We start from the raw sequence: 14887 nt of genomic DNA on the forward strand, positions 1-14887 counted from the left end.
GCGATCTTCACGAATAAATCGGCGATGCGGTGGTCGGGGCGGGCTCGGCTTCGGCGTCCAGCGCCTGGATTTCCTCGATCAACCGGGTTTCAACGAGTTCGGCCAGGCGCCGCACCGTGGGCGTGCGCAGCAAGGCCGCAGGATGGATTTCGACGCCATAGGCCTGGCGCACGCGCGCCAGCAGCTGTATGGCCATGAGCGAGTCGCCGCCGAGTTCGAAAAGGTTGTCCTCGGCGCCCACGGGAGCCACGCCCAGGAAGCCGCTCCAGAGCGCGGCCAGACCGGTCTCCAGGTCGCCCTCGGGCGCCACGAAGCCGGCCATGCCACCGGGCCGCACCTGGGTGGGCGCAGGCCCCGCCGTCGCTGCCGTTGTCGCTGCTGCAGGCAGGGCCTGGTCCAGCAACTCGGCGAGGTCCGCATGGCGACGCGTTTCCAGATCGGTGGTGGACACGCAGACAAGGGGCTGCAAAGGGCCGGCCAGAATGCGCTCGAACAGATGCACGCCCTGCTCCGGTGCGATGCCCACACCTTCGGGCATGGACGTGCCTGCCGCCATGCCCACGCCGCGCCACCCGTCCCAGCCCACGGAAATCAGCGGCCAGCCGGCCGTGCGGCCATGGGCCACGGCCAGCGCATCCAGGCAGGCATTGGCGGCCGCATAGTCGATGCGGCCCAGGCCGCCCGCCACGGCGGCCAGGGAAGAGCACAGCAGCATGAAGTCCAGCGGCTGCCCGGCCAGTGCGGCCAGCAAGGCCCGCGTGCCCTGGAGCTTGGGCGCGAGCACCTGCATCACCTCGTGTGCCCGCTTGTCCGCGAGCAAGCCGTCGCCGGCCAGGCCGGCGGCGTGGATGACGCCGTGGATGCCGCCATGCATTCCGCCGAACGCGCGCTGCGCCTGTTCCAACGCGGTGCGCAGCTGGGCTTCGCTGCCCACATCGGCCTGCACCAGGCACAGCTGGGCGCCCAGCCGTTCCAGCTCCAGCAACTGCTGCAGCCGGGCACGCAGCGCAGGTTCCGTCTGCGCATCCTGCGCCAGTGCCTGCCACTGACCCCGTTCAGGCAGCGCCGAGCGGCCCAGCAGCACCAGCCGGGCCTGCCAGTGCTCGGCCAGGTGCCGGGCCAGCGCCAGTCCCATGCCGCCCAGGCCGCCCGTGATCAGATAGCAGCCGCCACGGCGCAGGCGCGGCGCGGTGGCTGGCGCAGCTGGCGTGACGGCGGGTGCCGTCTGCCCCGCAATGCGCTCGTAGCGCCGGGTCCAGCGGTGCGGGCCGCGCAAGGCCACGCAGGCCGGTGCGGGCTCGCTGAACTCGGCCAGGATGCGCTGCGCCAGCGCTGCCATCCCTTGGGCATGCCCGCTCTGCACAGGCAGCACATCGACGATGCGGCAGGCCATGCCCGACAGCTCCTGGGGAATCACGAGGCAGGGGCCATGGAGCATGGCCTTGGCGGGCTGCAGGGATTCGGTCCCTGTCACGTCCTCCAGCCCATCCGTGACCAGCAGCATCTGCTGCCGGCCAGCAGCGCCCACAGCGGATGCGGCAGGCACGGCCTCCAGCGCCTGGGCCAGGGCCAGCGGGCCGAGCAGGCAGCGCTCAGCCGCCTGTGCGTCATCCAGCGTGCCCAGGCTCCACAGATCGCAGATGCAGGCCACCGGGCCGATCTCGGCCGTTATCTGCCCCAGAGCGCGCGTCCAGTCGCTGCGCTCGGTCATGCGCAGCGCATGGCGGGCAGGCCCCAGGCGTTCATGGAGCGGACCGGGTTCGATGCGGACCACGGGCGCGGGCTGGGTGTCGGACCAGGCCTGCGCCAGGGATTCGGCCAGTGTCGATCCGGCCTCGGCCAGCAGCAGCATGCAGCCGCCGGCGGGTACCGCGGCGGCCCGTACAACGGGCGCTGAGCGTTGCCAGACAGGGGCATACAGCCAGCCCCGGGGATCGGTGCCGTGCAGACCACCGGGAGCAGCAGGAGCAGCCTCAGAGGCCGGCACCGTGGCGGCAACCCAGTGCGATTCGCGCTCGAACGGATAGCCGGGCAAGGGCACGCGGCGCGCGCCCTGTGCGCTGTTCAGCAGCGGTGCCTTGGCCGCGTCAACGCCCGCCGCCCAAAGCTGGGCCAGGCAGCGCGCGGGCTGGTCGGCCTGAAGTTCTTCGCGGTTGGCGGCTGCCTGCGAGGCCAGCACGGTGCGTGCGCCAGCCTTGGGATGGCGCCGGGCCAGGCCGCTGAGGCCTTGGCCCGGGCCCACTTCCAGCAGGATGCGGTCGCTTTGGTCCAGCAGCGTGTCCAGGCCCTGCGCAAAGCGCACCGTGCCGCGCAGATGCTGCAGCCAGTAGCGGGGGTCCTGGGCCTCTTCGTCGCGGATCCAGCGGCCGCTGAGGTTGGAGATGAAGGCCATGGCAGGCCGGTTGAACCGCACGCTGGCCAGCTGGTGCGCAAAGGCGTCGAGCACGGGATCGAGCAGCGCGGAATGAAAGGCGTGCGACACCTGCAATCTGCGCAGCAGCACGCCCGTGCCGGCCAGGGCCTGCTCGGCGGCCGCAATGGCGTCGGGCCGGCCCGAGAGCACGCACAGATCGGCCGCATTGACGGCGGCCAGATCGCAGCCCCGGCACAGCCAGTCCTGCAGCGCGGCCTCAGGCAGGCCCACGGCCAGCATGGCGCCGGGCTCGGTGGCCTGCATGATGCGGCCGCGCGCGACCACCAGGTCCAGCGCATCGTCGAGCGAGAAGACCCCGGCGATGCAGGCCGCCACATACTCGCCGATGCTGTGGCCCAGCATGGCCTCGGGCTGCAGGCCCCAGGACATCCACAGCCGTGCCATGGCGTACTCGACGATGAACAGCGCAGGCTGCGTGGCCTCGGTGCGCGCCAGAGCCTGCGCGGCCCGGGCATCGTCGGCATGGGCCAGCAGCCAGGGCCGCAGATCCATGCCGGTCTGGGACCTCACCGTCTCGCAGCAGCGGTCCACGATGTCGCGGAACACCGGCTCCTGCGCATGCAGGCTGCGTGCCATGCCCGCGTGCTGGGCGCCCTGCCCCGGGAACAGAAAGGCCAGGCCGGGCTGGGGCGAGAGCACGCTGCCCGTGAAATGCACCAGAGGCGCCGGATGGTCCAGCGCCTCGATGGCCTGGGTCACTCCATGGGCCAGCACGGCCAGCCGGTGCGCATGGCGCTTGCGGCCCACACGCAGGGTGTGGGCCACATCGGCCAGGGCCAGGCCCGGGTGCTGCTCCAGATGTCTGGCCAGCTGGCTGGCCGAGGCCTGCAGCGCCTGCGGCGTGCGCGCCGACAGCAGCAGCAATTGGGGCGTCCGCCCTGCGCTTTCCGATGGATCGGCAGGGAGCGTGGCCGGAGCCTCCTCCAGCACCATGTGCGCATTGGTGCCGCCCATGCCGAAGGAGCTCACGCCGGCACGCCGGGGCAGCGGGCCGGCAGGCCAGTCCTGCGCCGTGGTCTGGACGCGGAAGGGGCTGCCAGCGAAGTCCACGCGCGGGTTGGGCGTGGAGAAGTTCAGGCTGGGCGGCAGGGTGCGGTGGCGCAGCGCCATCACGGCCTTGATCAGGCCGGTCACTCCGGCAGCGGCGTCCAGGTGGCCCACATTGGTCTTGACCGATCCCAGGGCGCAGTGACCGGGCGCACGCCCCGTCAGTCCCCCAGCCCCGCCAAAGGCCTGGGTCAGCGCCGCGATCTCGATGGGATCGCCCAGCGTGGTGCCCGTGCCATGGGCCTCGACATATCCCACTGAGGCGGGATCGACGCCGGCCATGGCCTGGGCGGCGCGTATGGCCTCGGCCTGGCCGTCCACGCTGGGCGCGTTGTAGCCGATCTTGCGCGCGCCATCGTTGTTCACGGCGCTGCCCCGGATCACGGCATGGACGGTGTCGCCGTCCCGCAGTGCCTCGTCCAGGCGCTTGAGCACGACTACGCCCGCGCCGCTGCCCAGCATGGTGCCGTCGGCGCGCGCATCGAAGGCGCGGCAATGGCCGTCCGAGGACAGGATGGCGCCCGGCTGGTGCAGGTAGCCCGCGCCTTGCAGCAGGTTGAGCCACACCCCGCCGGCCAGGGCCATGTCGCACTCCATGCCCAGCAAGGACTGGCAGGCCATGTGAACGGCCACCAGCGAGGTGGAGCAGGCCGTCTGCACGGTCACGGCCGGGCCGCGCAGGTTGAGCTTGTAGGCCACGCGCGTGCACAAGGCGTCGGCCGCGTTGCCGTTGAGCAGGGCGATCAGCTCGGCGATGCCGCCGCTCCACCGGGCCCGTCCCAGCAGATGGCGCATGAGGTAGAGATTGGCGCCCGCACCCGCGAACACGCCGGCCGCCACGTCCAGCCGCTCGGCGTCATAGCCCGCATGCTCCAGCGCCTGCCAGGCGCATTCGAGGAAGACGCGCTGCTGGGGATCGATCTGGCCGGCCTCGCGCGGCGTGTAGCCGAAAAAGCCGGCATCGAACCAGTCCAGGCCTTCCAGCACCACGCCGGACTTCACGCAGGCGGCATCGTCCAGCAGGGCCTGTTCCGTGCCCCGGGCTCGCAGGGCCTCGTCGCTGAAGACCGTCACGGATTCGCGGCCTTCGCGGATGTTGCGCCACAGCGCGTCCACGCTGTCCGCGCCCGGGAAGCGCCCTCCCATGCCGATGATGGCGATCTCCACGCCGCTGTAGCCCGCATCCTGAGCACGCATCAGTTCACCTCCTCGGTCAGACCACGGCGGCCCAGCAGCGCGGCGCGGCGGCGCTGGGCGCGTGCGTCGGCCTGCTGGTCCTGCAGTCCTTCCTGGGCCGCCCCCGCGCCGCGCTGCGCCTCGATGCGGCGGGCCAGCGTGGCCACGGTCGGGTGCTGGAACATGTCGATCACAGAAAGCCCGCTGCCCAGCGCATCCTCGATCCGCCGGTGCGCGCGTATCAGCAGCAGCGAATGCCCGCCCAGGTCGAAGAAGCTTTCGTTGGCGCCTATGCGTTCGAGCTGCAGCAGCTCGCGCCAGATGGTGGCAATGGTCTCGGCCACACCGCCTTCGGGCGCCTCGAACGGCTGCGCACCATCGCCCGATGCAGGCAGGGGCGCGGGCGCCGGCAGCGCCTTGCGGTCCACCTTGCCGTTGCTGTTGAGCGGCAGCGCGTCCAGGCGCACAAAGAGGGAGGGCACCATGTAGTCGGGCAGGCTGCGGCCCAGCTGCGCCTTGAGTGCAGCCAGGTCCTGCAGCGCGGCACCTTCACCGGCCAGGTAGGCCACCAGCCGGCTGCCGCCTTCGGCAGAGTCTGCGACCACCACCGCCTCGCGCAGGCCTGGCACGGCCAGCAGGGCGGCTTCGATCTCGCCCAGTTCCACGCGGAAGCCACGGATCTTGACCTGGTGGTCCAGCCGGCCCAGGTACTCGATCTCGCCGTGCTCGTTCCAGCGCACCAGGTCGCCCGTGCGGTAGGCACGCTCGCCGGCCTGCGCCGAGGGGCTGGCCACAAAGCGCTCGGCCGTGAGCGCGGGCCGGCCCCAGTAGCCGCGCGCCAGCGCCAGGCCGCCCAGCAGCAGCTCGCCGGCCACGCCGCGCGGCACGGGCTGCAGGCCAGCGTCGACGATATGCACCTGCACGTTGCCCAGCGGCCGCCCGATGGGCACGGCCTGCGGGCCAGGCTCGCGGCAGTCGTGGTAGGTGACCTCGATGGCGGCTTCGGTCGGCCCGTAGAGGTTGAGCAGGCGCGCGCCCGGCAGCAGGGCCAGTGCGCGGTCGCGCAGCTCGGCCGGCAGGGCCTCGCCGCTGCAGACGATGTGCTTCAGTCCTGTGCAGGACGGGGCATGGCCGCTGGACAGAAAGGCCTGCAGCATGGACGGCACGAAGTGGATGCAGGTGACGGCATGGCGCTCGACCAAGGCCGCGATACGCGCAGGATCGCGATGCTCCCCGGGCCCAGCCAGCGCCAGCCGGGCGCCTGTGGACAGCGGCCAGAAAAACTCCCAGAACGAGATATCGAAGCTGAACGGCGTCTTCTGCAGCACGGTGTCCTGCGCGGCCAGCGGCTGGTGCTGCTGGCCCCAGGCCAGGCGGTTGCACAGCGCGCGGTGGCGATTGCCCGCGCCCTTGGGCCGGCCGGTGGAGCCCGAGGTGTAGATGACGTAGACCAGGTTCTCGCCGTGCAGCGCGACGCCCGGGTCATGGGCCGGACGGGAGGACAGATCGATGGCGTCCACCGCCAGGCACAGCGGCTGCAGCGCTGGCGGCAGCCGTGCGACCAGGCCCGACTGGGTCAGCAGCAGGCCGATACCGCTGTCGTCGGCCATATAGCGCAGGCGCTCGGCCGGGTGCTCGGGGTCCATGGGCACATAGGCGCCACCAGCCTTCATGATGGCCAGCAGGCCGACCACCATGTCCAGCGAACGCTCCATGGCAATGCCGACCTGCACTTCGGGCCGCACACCAAGTGCGATCAGATGATGGGCCAGGCGGTTGGCACGCGCATTGAGTTCCCCATAGCTCCAAGCGCCTTCCCCGAAGACCAGGGCCGTGGCCTGCGGGTTGCGACGCGCCTGCTGCTCGAATGCGGCATGGACCAGCTCGGGCACGGCATAGCCGCCCTGCCCGCCCTGGCCGGTCTGCCAGGACGCCAGCTGTGCGCGCTCTTCATCGGACAGCAGATCCACCTCGCCCACGGTGGCCTCGGGGTGATGGGCCAGGGCCTCGAGCATGCGCAGATAGTGCTGGCCCAGGCGCTCCATGGTGGCGGGCAGGAAAAGCTCGGCCGCATAGTCCATGCCCACGCGCACGGCACCGCCTGCGCGTTCACGCACTTCCAGCGACAGCTCGAACTGCGCCGTGCCTCCGGGCATTGAAGCCGCTTCGGCTATGCAGCCCGTCATGCGCTCGAAGCCGCGCAAGTCCTCATGCACATGGTTGAACATCAGCTGGAACAGCGGTGGATGCGCCAGGCTGCGCTGGGGCTGCAGGTCTTCCACCAGTTGCTCGAAAGGCAGGTCCTGGTGCTCCTGGGCCTGCAGCGTGGCGCGCCTGGCCGCATTGAGCACCTGGGCCAGCGGGGTGCGGCCATCGACCTCGGCCTGCAGCACCAGGGTGTTGACGAAGAACCCGATCAGGCCCTGCGTGCCCGCATGCTGGCGGCCCGCCACGGGCACGCCCAGGCGCAGCACCTGCTGGCCCGTATGGCGGTGCAGCACGGCCTGCCAGCCTGCCAGCAGCACCATGAACAGGCTGGCGCCGGCTTCGGCGGCACGCGCGCGCAACGCGTCCACCAGCGGCGCAGGCAGCGCGAAGCCATGCCGGGCAGCCGAGTAGCGGGCCACGGCTGCGCGCGGCCGGTCGCTGGGCAAGGCCAGCACGGGATGCTCGCTGCCCAGTTGCCAGCGCCAGTAGGCCAGTTGCCGCTCGCGCACGCCGCCATCCAGCCAGGCCGCATGCCAGGCTGCGTAGTCGGCGTATTGCAATGCGGGGGCAGCGGGCTCGGCGGCCGCCGCCGCATCACCCAGATGGAGGTATTGCTGCGCAAGCTCGTCCAGCAGGTTCTGCAGGGATACGCCGTCGCACACGATGTGGTGCATGACCAGCACCAGACGGTGGTCATCCGGCCCAAGCCGCATCAGCAGCGCACGCAGCAGCGGGCCCTTGCCCAGGTCGAAGGGCCTGGCGTGCAGGCGGCGTGCCTCTTCAGGGGCACGCTGCGGCTCGTGGTCCAGGTCCAGCCATTGGAACTCCAGGCCGCCGCTATCCAGCACATGCTGCCGGGCCGACCCGTCGGCGGCAGGCAGAAACACGGTGCGCAGCGCATCGTGGCGTGCCACCAGGCGCTCCAGGGCCGTGTGCAGCCGTTGCGCATCCAGCGTGCCGCCCAGCTGCAGCTCCACCGCCACGTGGTAGGCCGTGCCCGCAGGATCCAGGTGCCAGAGAAACCACTGCCGCTGCTGGGCGTGGGACAGGGGCTGGCTTGCACCGGGGCCGCGCGCCACAGGGCCAGGACGAGGGATGCCAGTTCCGGGTCCTGCCGCCTGCAGTTCGCGCAATGCAGCCGCGCACGCCGAAAGCCGGGGCCGGTCAAAGAGCAGGCCTGGCGCAAAGTCCACGCCCCACTGCTGCGACACGCGTGCAGCCAGTTGCACGGCCGAGAGGGAGTTGCCGCCCAGCAGGAAGAACTGCGGATCGCCCGCAGGCAGCTCGGCACGGCGCAGCACTTCGCACCAGAGCATGGCCAGCGCAGTCTCGGTGGCATCGAGCGGCGGGGGGGCGGACTGATCTGCACCGTCATTCGCTGCAGATTCCGTTGCGTCCACGAAGGCACCATGCTCCCAGACCGCATAGGCATCCAGGCTGCGCTGCGCCCAGCCCTTCTTGCAGGCCTGGCGCTGGAGCTTGCCGCTCGATGTGCGCGGCAGCGCGCCGGGCTCCAGCAGGATCACGACGGCAGGCGCCTCGCCAAAGACCGTGGCCACGGCGGCAGCCAGTGCGTCGACCAGCGTCTCCCTCGGCACCAGCTTTTGCAAACCGCGCGAAATCTCGGCGGCCACACCTATGCCCTCGCCCGACGGCCCTTCCACCGCAAACGCGGCCACGCGTCCCTTGCGCACGGCTTCGACCTCGGCCTCGACCACGCGCTCGATGTCCTGCGGGTAGAGGTTGTGCCCGCGCACGATGATCAGGTCCTTGATGCGGCCCGCCACATGGACCTGCCCGCCGTGCACGAAGCCCAGGTCGCCCGTGCGCAGCCAGCGCCGGCCTGCATGCTCGACAAAGGCCTGCTGCGTTTGCTGCGGCTTGCCCCAGTAGCCCTGGCTGATGCTGGGGCCGTGCGCCCAGATCTCGCCCACGCGCCCGGGCTCCAGCACCTGCAGGCTCTGCGGATCGACGATGGCCACGGCATGGCCGGGAACGGCGGGGCCGCAGCCCACCAGCGCGGTGGTCTGCGAGGCGCCGGAGCTTTCCTCGGCCCGGCCCTGCGCCAGGGCCTCGGTATCGAAGGACGTGATCGTGGCGCCCGCGCCGCAACTGCCGCCGGTGATGAACAGGGTGGCCTCGGCCAGGCCGTAGCAGGCATAGGCCGCGTCGGGCCGCAGGCCGCAGGCGGCAAAGCGCTGCGCGAAGGCCGTGACGGTGTCGGCACGCACGGGTTCGGCGCCCGTGTAGGCCAGCCGCCAGCTCGACAGGTCCAGCTGCGCCAGCTGCGACGGCTTGATGCGCTCCAGGCACATGCGGTAGGCGAAGTCGGGGCCGCCGCTGATGGTGGCGCGGTGGCGCGATATCAGCTCCAGCCAGCGCACGGGGCTTTCCAGAAAGAGGCGCGGCGAGGTCAGCACCAGCGGCAGCCCGCTGTACAGCGGCTGCAGCAGTCCGCCGATCAGGCCCATGTCGTGGTACAGCGGTGCCCAGGACATGAAGCGGTCGCCCGCGCCGATGTCCATGCGCTGCTGGATGGCGGCCTCGTTGGCGATGAGGTTGCCGTGGCTGACCATCACGCCCTTGGGCGCCGAGGTGGAGCCCGAGGTGTATTGCAGGAAGGCGATGTCGTCGGCAGCCGGCGCATGGGGCCGCCAGGCGTCGGCATCGGCCAGGTCCACCTGGTCGGCGGCCACGGCGGCAATGCCGGCAAAGCGCGCATCGGCGCCGGGCAAAGCCTGCATCACTTCGGCCGTGCTGATCACGCAGGCCGCGTCCGCGTCGCCCACGATGCCCAGCAGCCGCTCCAGGTGCTGCACGCGCAGCGATTCCAACGGCGGCACCGGCACGGCGATCACGCCCGCGTAGAAGCAGGCCAGCATGCTGGCGGCGTAGTGCTCGTCGTTGTCCATCATCACCAGGGCGCGCGCGCCCACGGGGCACAGCTGCTGCAGCCGGGCGGCCAGCGCGCGCACGCGCCGCTCGAAGCCGCCATAGCTGTGGCTGCGCTCGACCACGCGGCCGTCCTGCACGGCGGCCACGGTGAGCCAGATGTCGCCAGGCCGCTGCTGCGCCAGGCCCCTCAGATGCTCGACCAGGCTGGCCGGCGCCTGGCCTGCTGCCGCGATTGCACTTTGTCCACTCAGCATGTCAGCTGCCTCCCGGGTTCTCAGAAACGGTCCAGATTGCTGCGCGGCTCGGCCATGGCGACGATGACCTTGCGCGGCCCCTTGAAGGGCGAGCGGGCATGGGCCACGAGCATGTTGTCCAGCATCAGCACGTCGCCCTGCTCCCAGGGGAAGCTGACGGTCTCGGCGTCCAGCGCGGCGCGCACCTCGGCGAAGATGTCGTCGCCGATGGTGGAGCCGTCGGCGAAGAAGGTGTTGCGCGGCAGGTTCTCGATGCCGTAGACCTCCTCCAGCACCTCGCGCTCCTCGGGCTCGCGCGCCGAGATGTGGAACAGGTGGGCCTGGTTGAACCAGACCATCTCGCCCGTGACGGGGTGGCTTTCCATGGCCTGGCAGAGCTGGCGCGTGCGCAGGCCGTCGTCTTCCTTCCACTCCCAGTCCATGCGCGCATGGCGGCAGAAGGCCTCGACCTCGGCGCGGCTTTCGGTGTTGAAGACCTTCTGCCAGGGCACGTCCATCTCGCCGAAGTTGCGCACGTACAGAATCCCGGGCTCGAACAGCTCGCGGATGCGCGCCGGAATGCGGCGGTAGACCGCACGGCTGTCGGCAATCGGCGTCTCGCCGCCCTCGGGCGATGCGGTGACGCAGTGGAACCAGATCTTCATGGGCCATTCGCGCGTGTAGGCCTGCTCGTTGTGCAGCGGAATGCTCTGGTGGGCCGGGTATTCGGTGGAGGTGTAGACGCCCGCGCCGCTGGAGGCCTCGACCGCGCTGCGCGGCGTGGAGGCGAATTCGTACTTGAGCAGCGGGTGGCCGAAGGCCGAGGCAAAGCGCTGGAAGGTCTCCACATCGGGCACGCCAAAGCCGCGCAGCAGCACGCCGCCCGTGGTCAGCAGCGCCTCGTCGATGTCGCGGCGCAGCGGCGGCAGCGCGGCCAGCAGGTCCTGGCCCGGCTGGGCGGGCGTGATGAGCAGGGGAAGCAGCGAGCCCGCGGGGGCCTTGCGCTCGAAGCGCTGGAGGGTTTCGTTCATGTCGATTCCTTGGTGCGCCACGCAAGAGCTGCCGCGTAGCCCGGCGGCGCTGGCAGCGCCATCGCTTGAAAACCATTCCAGTCGGGGACCGCGCAGGCGATGGCCAGCCGTCCGTCCCCTCCCGGGCTGATGCCTATGGAGCGCAGGTGGTCGGCCACGCCAATGCCGATGGCCTTTAGCACGGCTTCCTTGCCCACCCAGCGCTGGTAGAAGGCCGCCAGCCGATCAGGCGCACGGCGCACGCTGGCGCGTTCCTGGTCGGTGCAGACGGCGTCGAGCATGACCTCGGCATCGAGGTCGGGCTTGTGCTGCTCGATGTCCACGCCCAGGTGCAGCACGCCACCGGGATCGGCCATCGCGATCAGCGCATGGCCGCCCGAATGCGAGACATTGAAGAGCGGTGCCCGCAGCGGGTCCTCGTCGACAAAGGGCTTGCCGTGGACGCCGACCGCCAGCGGCACATCGGCCGGGCAGCAGCCCAGCCTGCGCCCCAGCAGGCGCCGCGTGGCAGCGCGCGTCTGTGCGAAGCGCAGCCGGTCGGCGGCCCGCACGAAGCGCGCGGCGCGACCGCGCTCCTCGGGGGTCAGGTGCGGCAGGCTGTCGCTCAGTTCGGCCGACAGGTCCAGGTCCAGCCTGAAGACCTCGATGCCCTGGCTCATGGCCTCACGCACGGACACGAGCTGCATGGATTTCCCCCTGGAGTGACTGGGACCCGGCCAGGCGTTGCGCCAGCACGGCCAGCACATCGCCTTCGCGCTGCTTGATGAAGAAATGCCCGCCCTCGAACCAGTCCAGCGTGAAGGCCCCGGCGGCCTCCTGCGACCAGGCCTGGACGCGGGGCGCCTCGATGTCGTCCTGCCGCCCCGCAAAGACGTGCACCGGCAGCGGCAGGCCCGCAGCGGGCACATGGCCGAAGCTCTCGCAGACGCGGTAGTCGGACCCCAGCACATCCAGCGTGATGCGCATGAGCTCGGGGCTGCCAAACACCTCTTCGGGCGTGCCGCCCTGCCTGCGCAGATCGGCAATCAGCGCCGCATCGTCGCCCTTGCCCGCAAAGCGCTCGGGATCGCGGCAGGCCGGTGCCGGGCTGCCCGAGGCAATCAGGGCCAGCGGCAGCTCCCTGCCCTCCTCGCGCAACTGCCGCGCCATGCCGAAGGCCAGCAGCGCGCCCATGCTGTGGCCCAGCAGCGCAAAGCGGCCGCGCATGGCCTGGCGCTGCTCTGCGCACAGCAGCGAGACCAGTTGCCCGAAGTCCTCGACCGCAGGCTCGCCCAGCCGGCTGCCCCGCCCCGGCAGCTCCACCGGCGCAATGCGGATCCAGTGGGGCAGCAGCCTGCGCCAGCGCAGGTACATGGTGGCGCTGGCGCCTGCGCACGGCAGGCACAGCAGGGTCAGCGGCGCGTGCATGCGCGTCAGCCCGCTGCGGTTTCGATCACGGTATCGGTATCGCTTTGCAGCGCGGCGCCGGCACCCGCCTGCTCCTGCTGCTGCATCCACACGCGCAGCGACTTGGGCCGCATGTCGGTCCAGGTGGCGTCCACGTAGTCGAGCACGGTTTTCTTGTCGCCCTTCACGCCCTCGACGGCAGTCCAGCCGCCGGGCACGGCCTTCCAGTGCGGCCAGATGGAATACTGTTCCTCGTGGTTGACCAGAACGATGAAGGTTTCGTCTTCGCGGTCGAAGCAGCTTGTAGACATGCAGGCGTCCTTTATGCGGTTGAACATCGGTGAGGCCAGTACCGGATCGCGGCGACCCGGTACTGCGCCTCTGTTGAACATGACGTTCCGAATCCGAAACTGTTCACGCCGCGTGCGCGCCGGTTCCGGGTCGTGCGCCGGGCTGCACCGTTCAATGGTGGTCCAGCAGCGAGCGGTGGACATGGATGGCCTTGCAGGCATCGGCAATCCTGGCGTTCACCAGGCCCAGCGCGCACTCCATGTGCTCGGCGATCTGGCGCTGGGTGAGGCCCTTGATGCGGTACAGCTCGAAGGTCTCGCGGGTCTTGGGCGGCACCTCGTCCAGGGCCTGGTCGATCAGGCGTATGGCCTGGGACTCGAACAAAAGGCGCTCGGGCGAGCGGCTGTCCGGTATCTCCAGCGTCTCCACATCCACGCCGTGGGTGCGGTAGCTGTTCTCGCGCTCCTGGCGGCGCAGGTAGTCCAGCGCCATGTTGCAGACGGCGCGCGTCCAGTAGGCGGCGGGCTTGGCGATCTCGGCATCGCTGCGCATCTCGGCAACGCGCAGATAGGTGTCCTGCACGGCGTCGTCGGCCAGTTCGGGATTCCTGAGAATTCTTCGCGCGACCCTCACCAACTGTCCACGCGAAGCAATGAAAACCTCTTCCAGCGAAGAATGTGTGTGATTCAAGGACACGATGCAGTTCCTCTCGCAAGCTAGGCAAGAACGTCAAGGGGAAATGTCGACCGCAGGTCGATGGACTGCCGGCGCGCCGCCCGTGCAAAAAGACGGGAACGGGACTCGGCACAGGCGGAAAGCGGCGGCACGACCGCTGACCGCAGGGCATCAGTGCACGCCGATGCGCATCGGCGTGACTTGGGGAGTCGGGCCTTAGATCGGCCTCATACCGGCTTCATGGCGGCGGCCGACCTCGCCGGGCCCATGCGTCCTGGAACAGGATCGGCAAGGGCTGTGCGGCCTTGCAGACGTGCTGAAACTTGAACCGGGACCAAGGCATGCAGTGGTGCTCCTTTAACGTTTTCCAGAACATGAAATGAGAAGCATTAACAGCTCCGGCGACAAAACCGGGTCTGGATCGGCATCTCGTACCTGTCTGGAAGACGTCCCGCCAAGGCAAACGAAGACACGGCTATCGGCATTGGAAAATCGGCAGCCGGTGCCTATGGATTTCCGTCCCCATGGCTTTCCCTCGCCATGGATGATGGGCCTGGTTCATGACGGACTGGTGATGCCCCAAGCGCAGCGCGTGGGCACAGAAGGGCTGGGTGCGCAGGCAGGAAAAGCGAACGGAGCGCGGCCTGCTGCTGCAACCTGCAGACGAAAAAAAGCCACCTTGCGGTGGCTTCTTGTCTGTGCAGACGCTGGGTTTGCACAAGGAATCTGGCGGAGTGGACGGGACTCGAACCCGCGACCCCCGGCGTGACAGGCCGGTATTCTAACCAACTGAACTACCACTCCTGGCAGACAGCTTTTGCGCTCTTTCGAGCCAAGTGCTGCAAACTTGGCGACCCTACGGGGATTCGAACCCCGGTACTCACCGTGAAAGGGTGATGTCCTAGGCCTCTAGACGATAGGGTCAATCCTAGAACTTGCGTAAATACTCAAGTCTCAATTTTTGGTGGAGGTAAACGGGATCGAACCGATGACCTCTTGCATGCCATGCAAGCGCTCTCCCAGCTGAGCTATACCCCCTTGCTGCAACGTTGCACTGCTTCGTTGCTGCGATTCAAAAATTGTAGCACAGCGTTTTTGGGGCAATTCCGGAATGCATGACTTTTTTATGTCGCCCTGCATTCCGGCGCCCTGCTCAAGCCCGGGTCAGGCCAGGCTTTGCCCATCGCGTATGCGGTGGATCTCGGCAATGTCCACCACCCAGACCAGGCCGTCGCCGACCTGGCCCGAGTGACAGGCCGAGGTGATGGCCGCGCGGATGGGCTCGACCATGGAGGCCTCGGCCAGCACGCAGACCATGATCTTGTCGGAGAAGTCGGTCAACTCCTCCTTCACGCTGCGCTTGTCGATGGCGGCCGGGGCCGTGAAGCCCTCGGCACGGAACAGCGTCACGCCGGGGAAGTTGGGAATGGCACGCAGCGCGTCGCGCAGGCGCTCCAGGCGGCTGGGGCGCACGATGGCCCGGATTTCCTTCATGGTCATTGCAGTGTCTC

Annotated in this window: 8 protein-coding genes and 3 tRNA genes; all 11 read right to left on the reverse strand. The window is 69.6% G+C overall.

Annotated features, from left to right (window positions below; translation table 11 throughout):
* Positions 1-7 precede the first annotated feature (7 nt).
* The 11 genes from CLV01_RS22175 to CLV01_RS22225 all read right to left on the reverse strand — a co-directional run bounded on the left by CLV01_RS22175 (position 8) and on the right by CLV01_RS22225 (position 14876).
* Entirely contained in the window at positions 8-4678 is a 4671-nt protein-coding gene (locus CLV01_RS22175; protein ID WP_099733186.1) for a type I polyketide synthase, read from the reverse strand.
* Positions 4678-10014 carry a non-ribosomal peptide synthetase gene (locus tag CLV01_RS22180; protein ID WP_099733185.1) on the reverse strand — a complete coding sequence of 1779 codons (5337 nt, stop codon included), beginning with the start codon at positions 10012-10014 and terminating at the stop codon, positions 4678-4680. The genes CLV01_RS22175 and CLV01_RS22180 overlap by 1 nt, the downstream gene beginning before the upstream one ends.
* 20 nt (positions 10015-10034) lie before the next feature.
* Positions 10035-11024 carry a TauD/TfdA family dioxygenase gene (locus CLV01_RS22185; protein WP_099733184.1) on the reverse strand — a complete coding sequence of 330 codons (990 nt, stop codon included), beginning with the start codon at positions 11022-11024 and terminating at the stop codon, positions 10035-10037.
* The gene (locus tag CLV01_RS22190; RefSeq protein WP_088164190.1) at positions 11021-11710 is read right to left on the reverse strand and encodes a 4'-phosphopantetheinyl transferase family protein; all 690 of its coding nucleotides are present in this window, start codon (positions 11708-11710) and stop codon (positions 11021-11023) included. The genes CLV01_RS22185 and CLV01_RS22190 overlap by 4 nt, the downstream gene beginning before the upstream one ends.
* Positions 11688-12431, reverse strand: a complete 744-nt coding sequence (locus tag CLV01_RS22195) for a thioesterase II family protein (RefSeq protein ID WP_099733183.1) — start codon at positions 12429-12431, stop codon at positions 11688-11690. The genes CLV01_RS22190 and CLV01_RS22195 overlap by 23 nt, the downstream gene beginning before the upstream one ends.
* A 5-nt stretch (positions 12432-12436) precedes the next feature.
* The gene (locus CLV01_RS22200; RefSeq protein WP_034395838.1) at positions 12437-12721 is read right to left on the reverse strand and encodes an MbtH family protein; all 285 of its coding nucleotides are present in this window, start codon (positions 12719-12721) and stop codon (positions 12437-12439) included.
* 151 nt (positions 12722-12872) lie between these two features.
* Positions 12873-13397: a sigma-70 family RNA polymerase sigma factor gene (locus CLV01_RS22205; RefSeq protein ID WP_043824402.1), complete on the reverse strand. Its 525-nt coding sequence runs from the start codon at positions 13395-13397 to the stop codon at positions 12873-12875.
* 706 nt (positions 13398-14103) lie between these two features.
* A tRNA-Asp gene (locus CLV01_RS22210) sits at positions 14104-14180 on the reverse strand.
* 44 nt (positions 14181-14224) lie between these two features.
* Positions 14225-14300, reverse strand: a tRNA-Glu gene (locus CLV01_RS22215).
* Positions 14301-14338: 38 nt separating this feature from the next.
* Positions 14339-14414 (reverse strand) — tRNA-Ala (locus CLV01_RS22220).
* 126 nt (positions 14415-14540) lie between these two features.
* Entirely contained in the window at positions 14541-14876 is a 336-nt protein-coding gene (locus CLV01_RS22225) for a P-II family nitrogen regulator (RefSeq protein WP_016450797.1), read from the reverse strand.
* Positions 14877-14887 lie beyond the last annotated feature (11 nt).

Origin of the sequence: Delftia sp. 60 (genome assembly GCF_002754395.1) — a bacterium.
In the GTDB taxonomy this organism is placed as follows: Bacteria; Pseudomonadota; Gammaproteobacteria; order Burkholderiales; family Burkholderiaceae_C; genus Comamonas; species Comamonas acidovorans.

What these genes read in the sequence shown, in the direction of transcription:
- CLV01_RS22175 (WP_099733186.1), bottom strand. Translation starts at nt 4,678, where the DNA reads ATGCGTGCTCAGGATGCGGGCTACAGCGGCGTGGAGATCGCCATCATC.
- CLV01_RS22180 (WP_099733185.1), bottom strand. Translation starts at nt 10,014, where the DNA reads ATGCTGAGTGGACAAAGTGCAATCGCGGCAGCAGGCCAGGCGCCGGCC.
- CLV01_RS22185 (WP_099733184.1), bottom strand. Translation starts at nt 11,024, where the DNA reads ATGAACGAAACCCTCCAGCGCTTCGAGCGCAAGGCCCCCGCGGGCTCG.
- CLV01_RS22190 (WP_088164190.1), bottom strand. Translation starts at nt 11,710, where the DNA reads ATGCAGCTCGTGTCCGTGCGTGAGGCCATGAGCCAGGGCATCGAGGTC.
- CLV01_RS22195 (WP_099733183.1), bottom strand. Translation starts at nt 12,431, where the DNA reads ATGCACGCGCCGCTGACCCTGCTGTGCCTGCCGTGCGCAGGCGCCAGC.
- CLV01_RS22200 (WP_034395838.1), bottom strand. Translation starts at nt 12,721, where the DNA reads ATGTCTACAAGCTGCTTCGACCGCGAAGACGAAACCTTCATCGTTCTG.
- CLV01_RS22225 (WP_016450797.1), bottom strand. Translation starts at nt 14,876, where the DNA reads ATGACCATGAAGGAAATCCGGGCCATCGTGCGCCCCAGCCGCCTGGAG.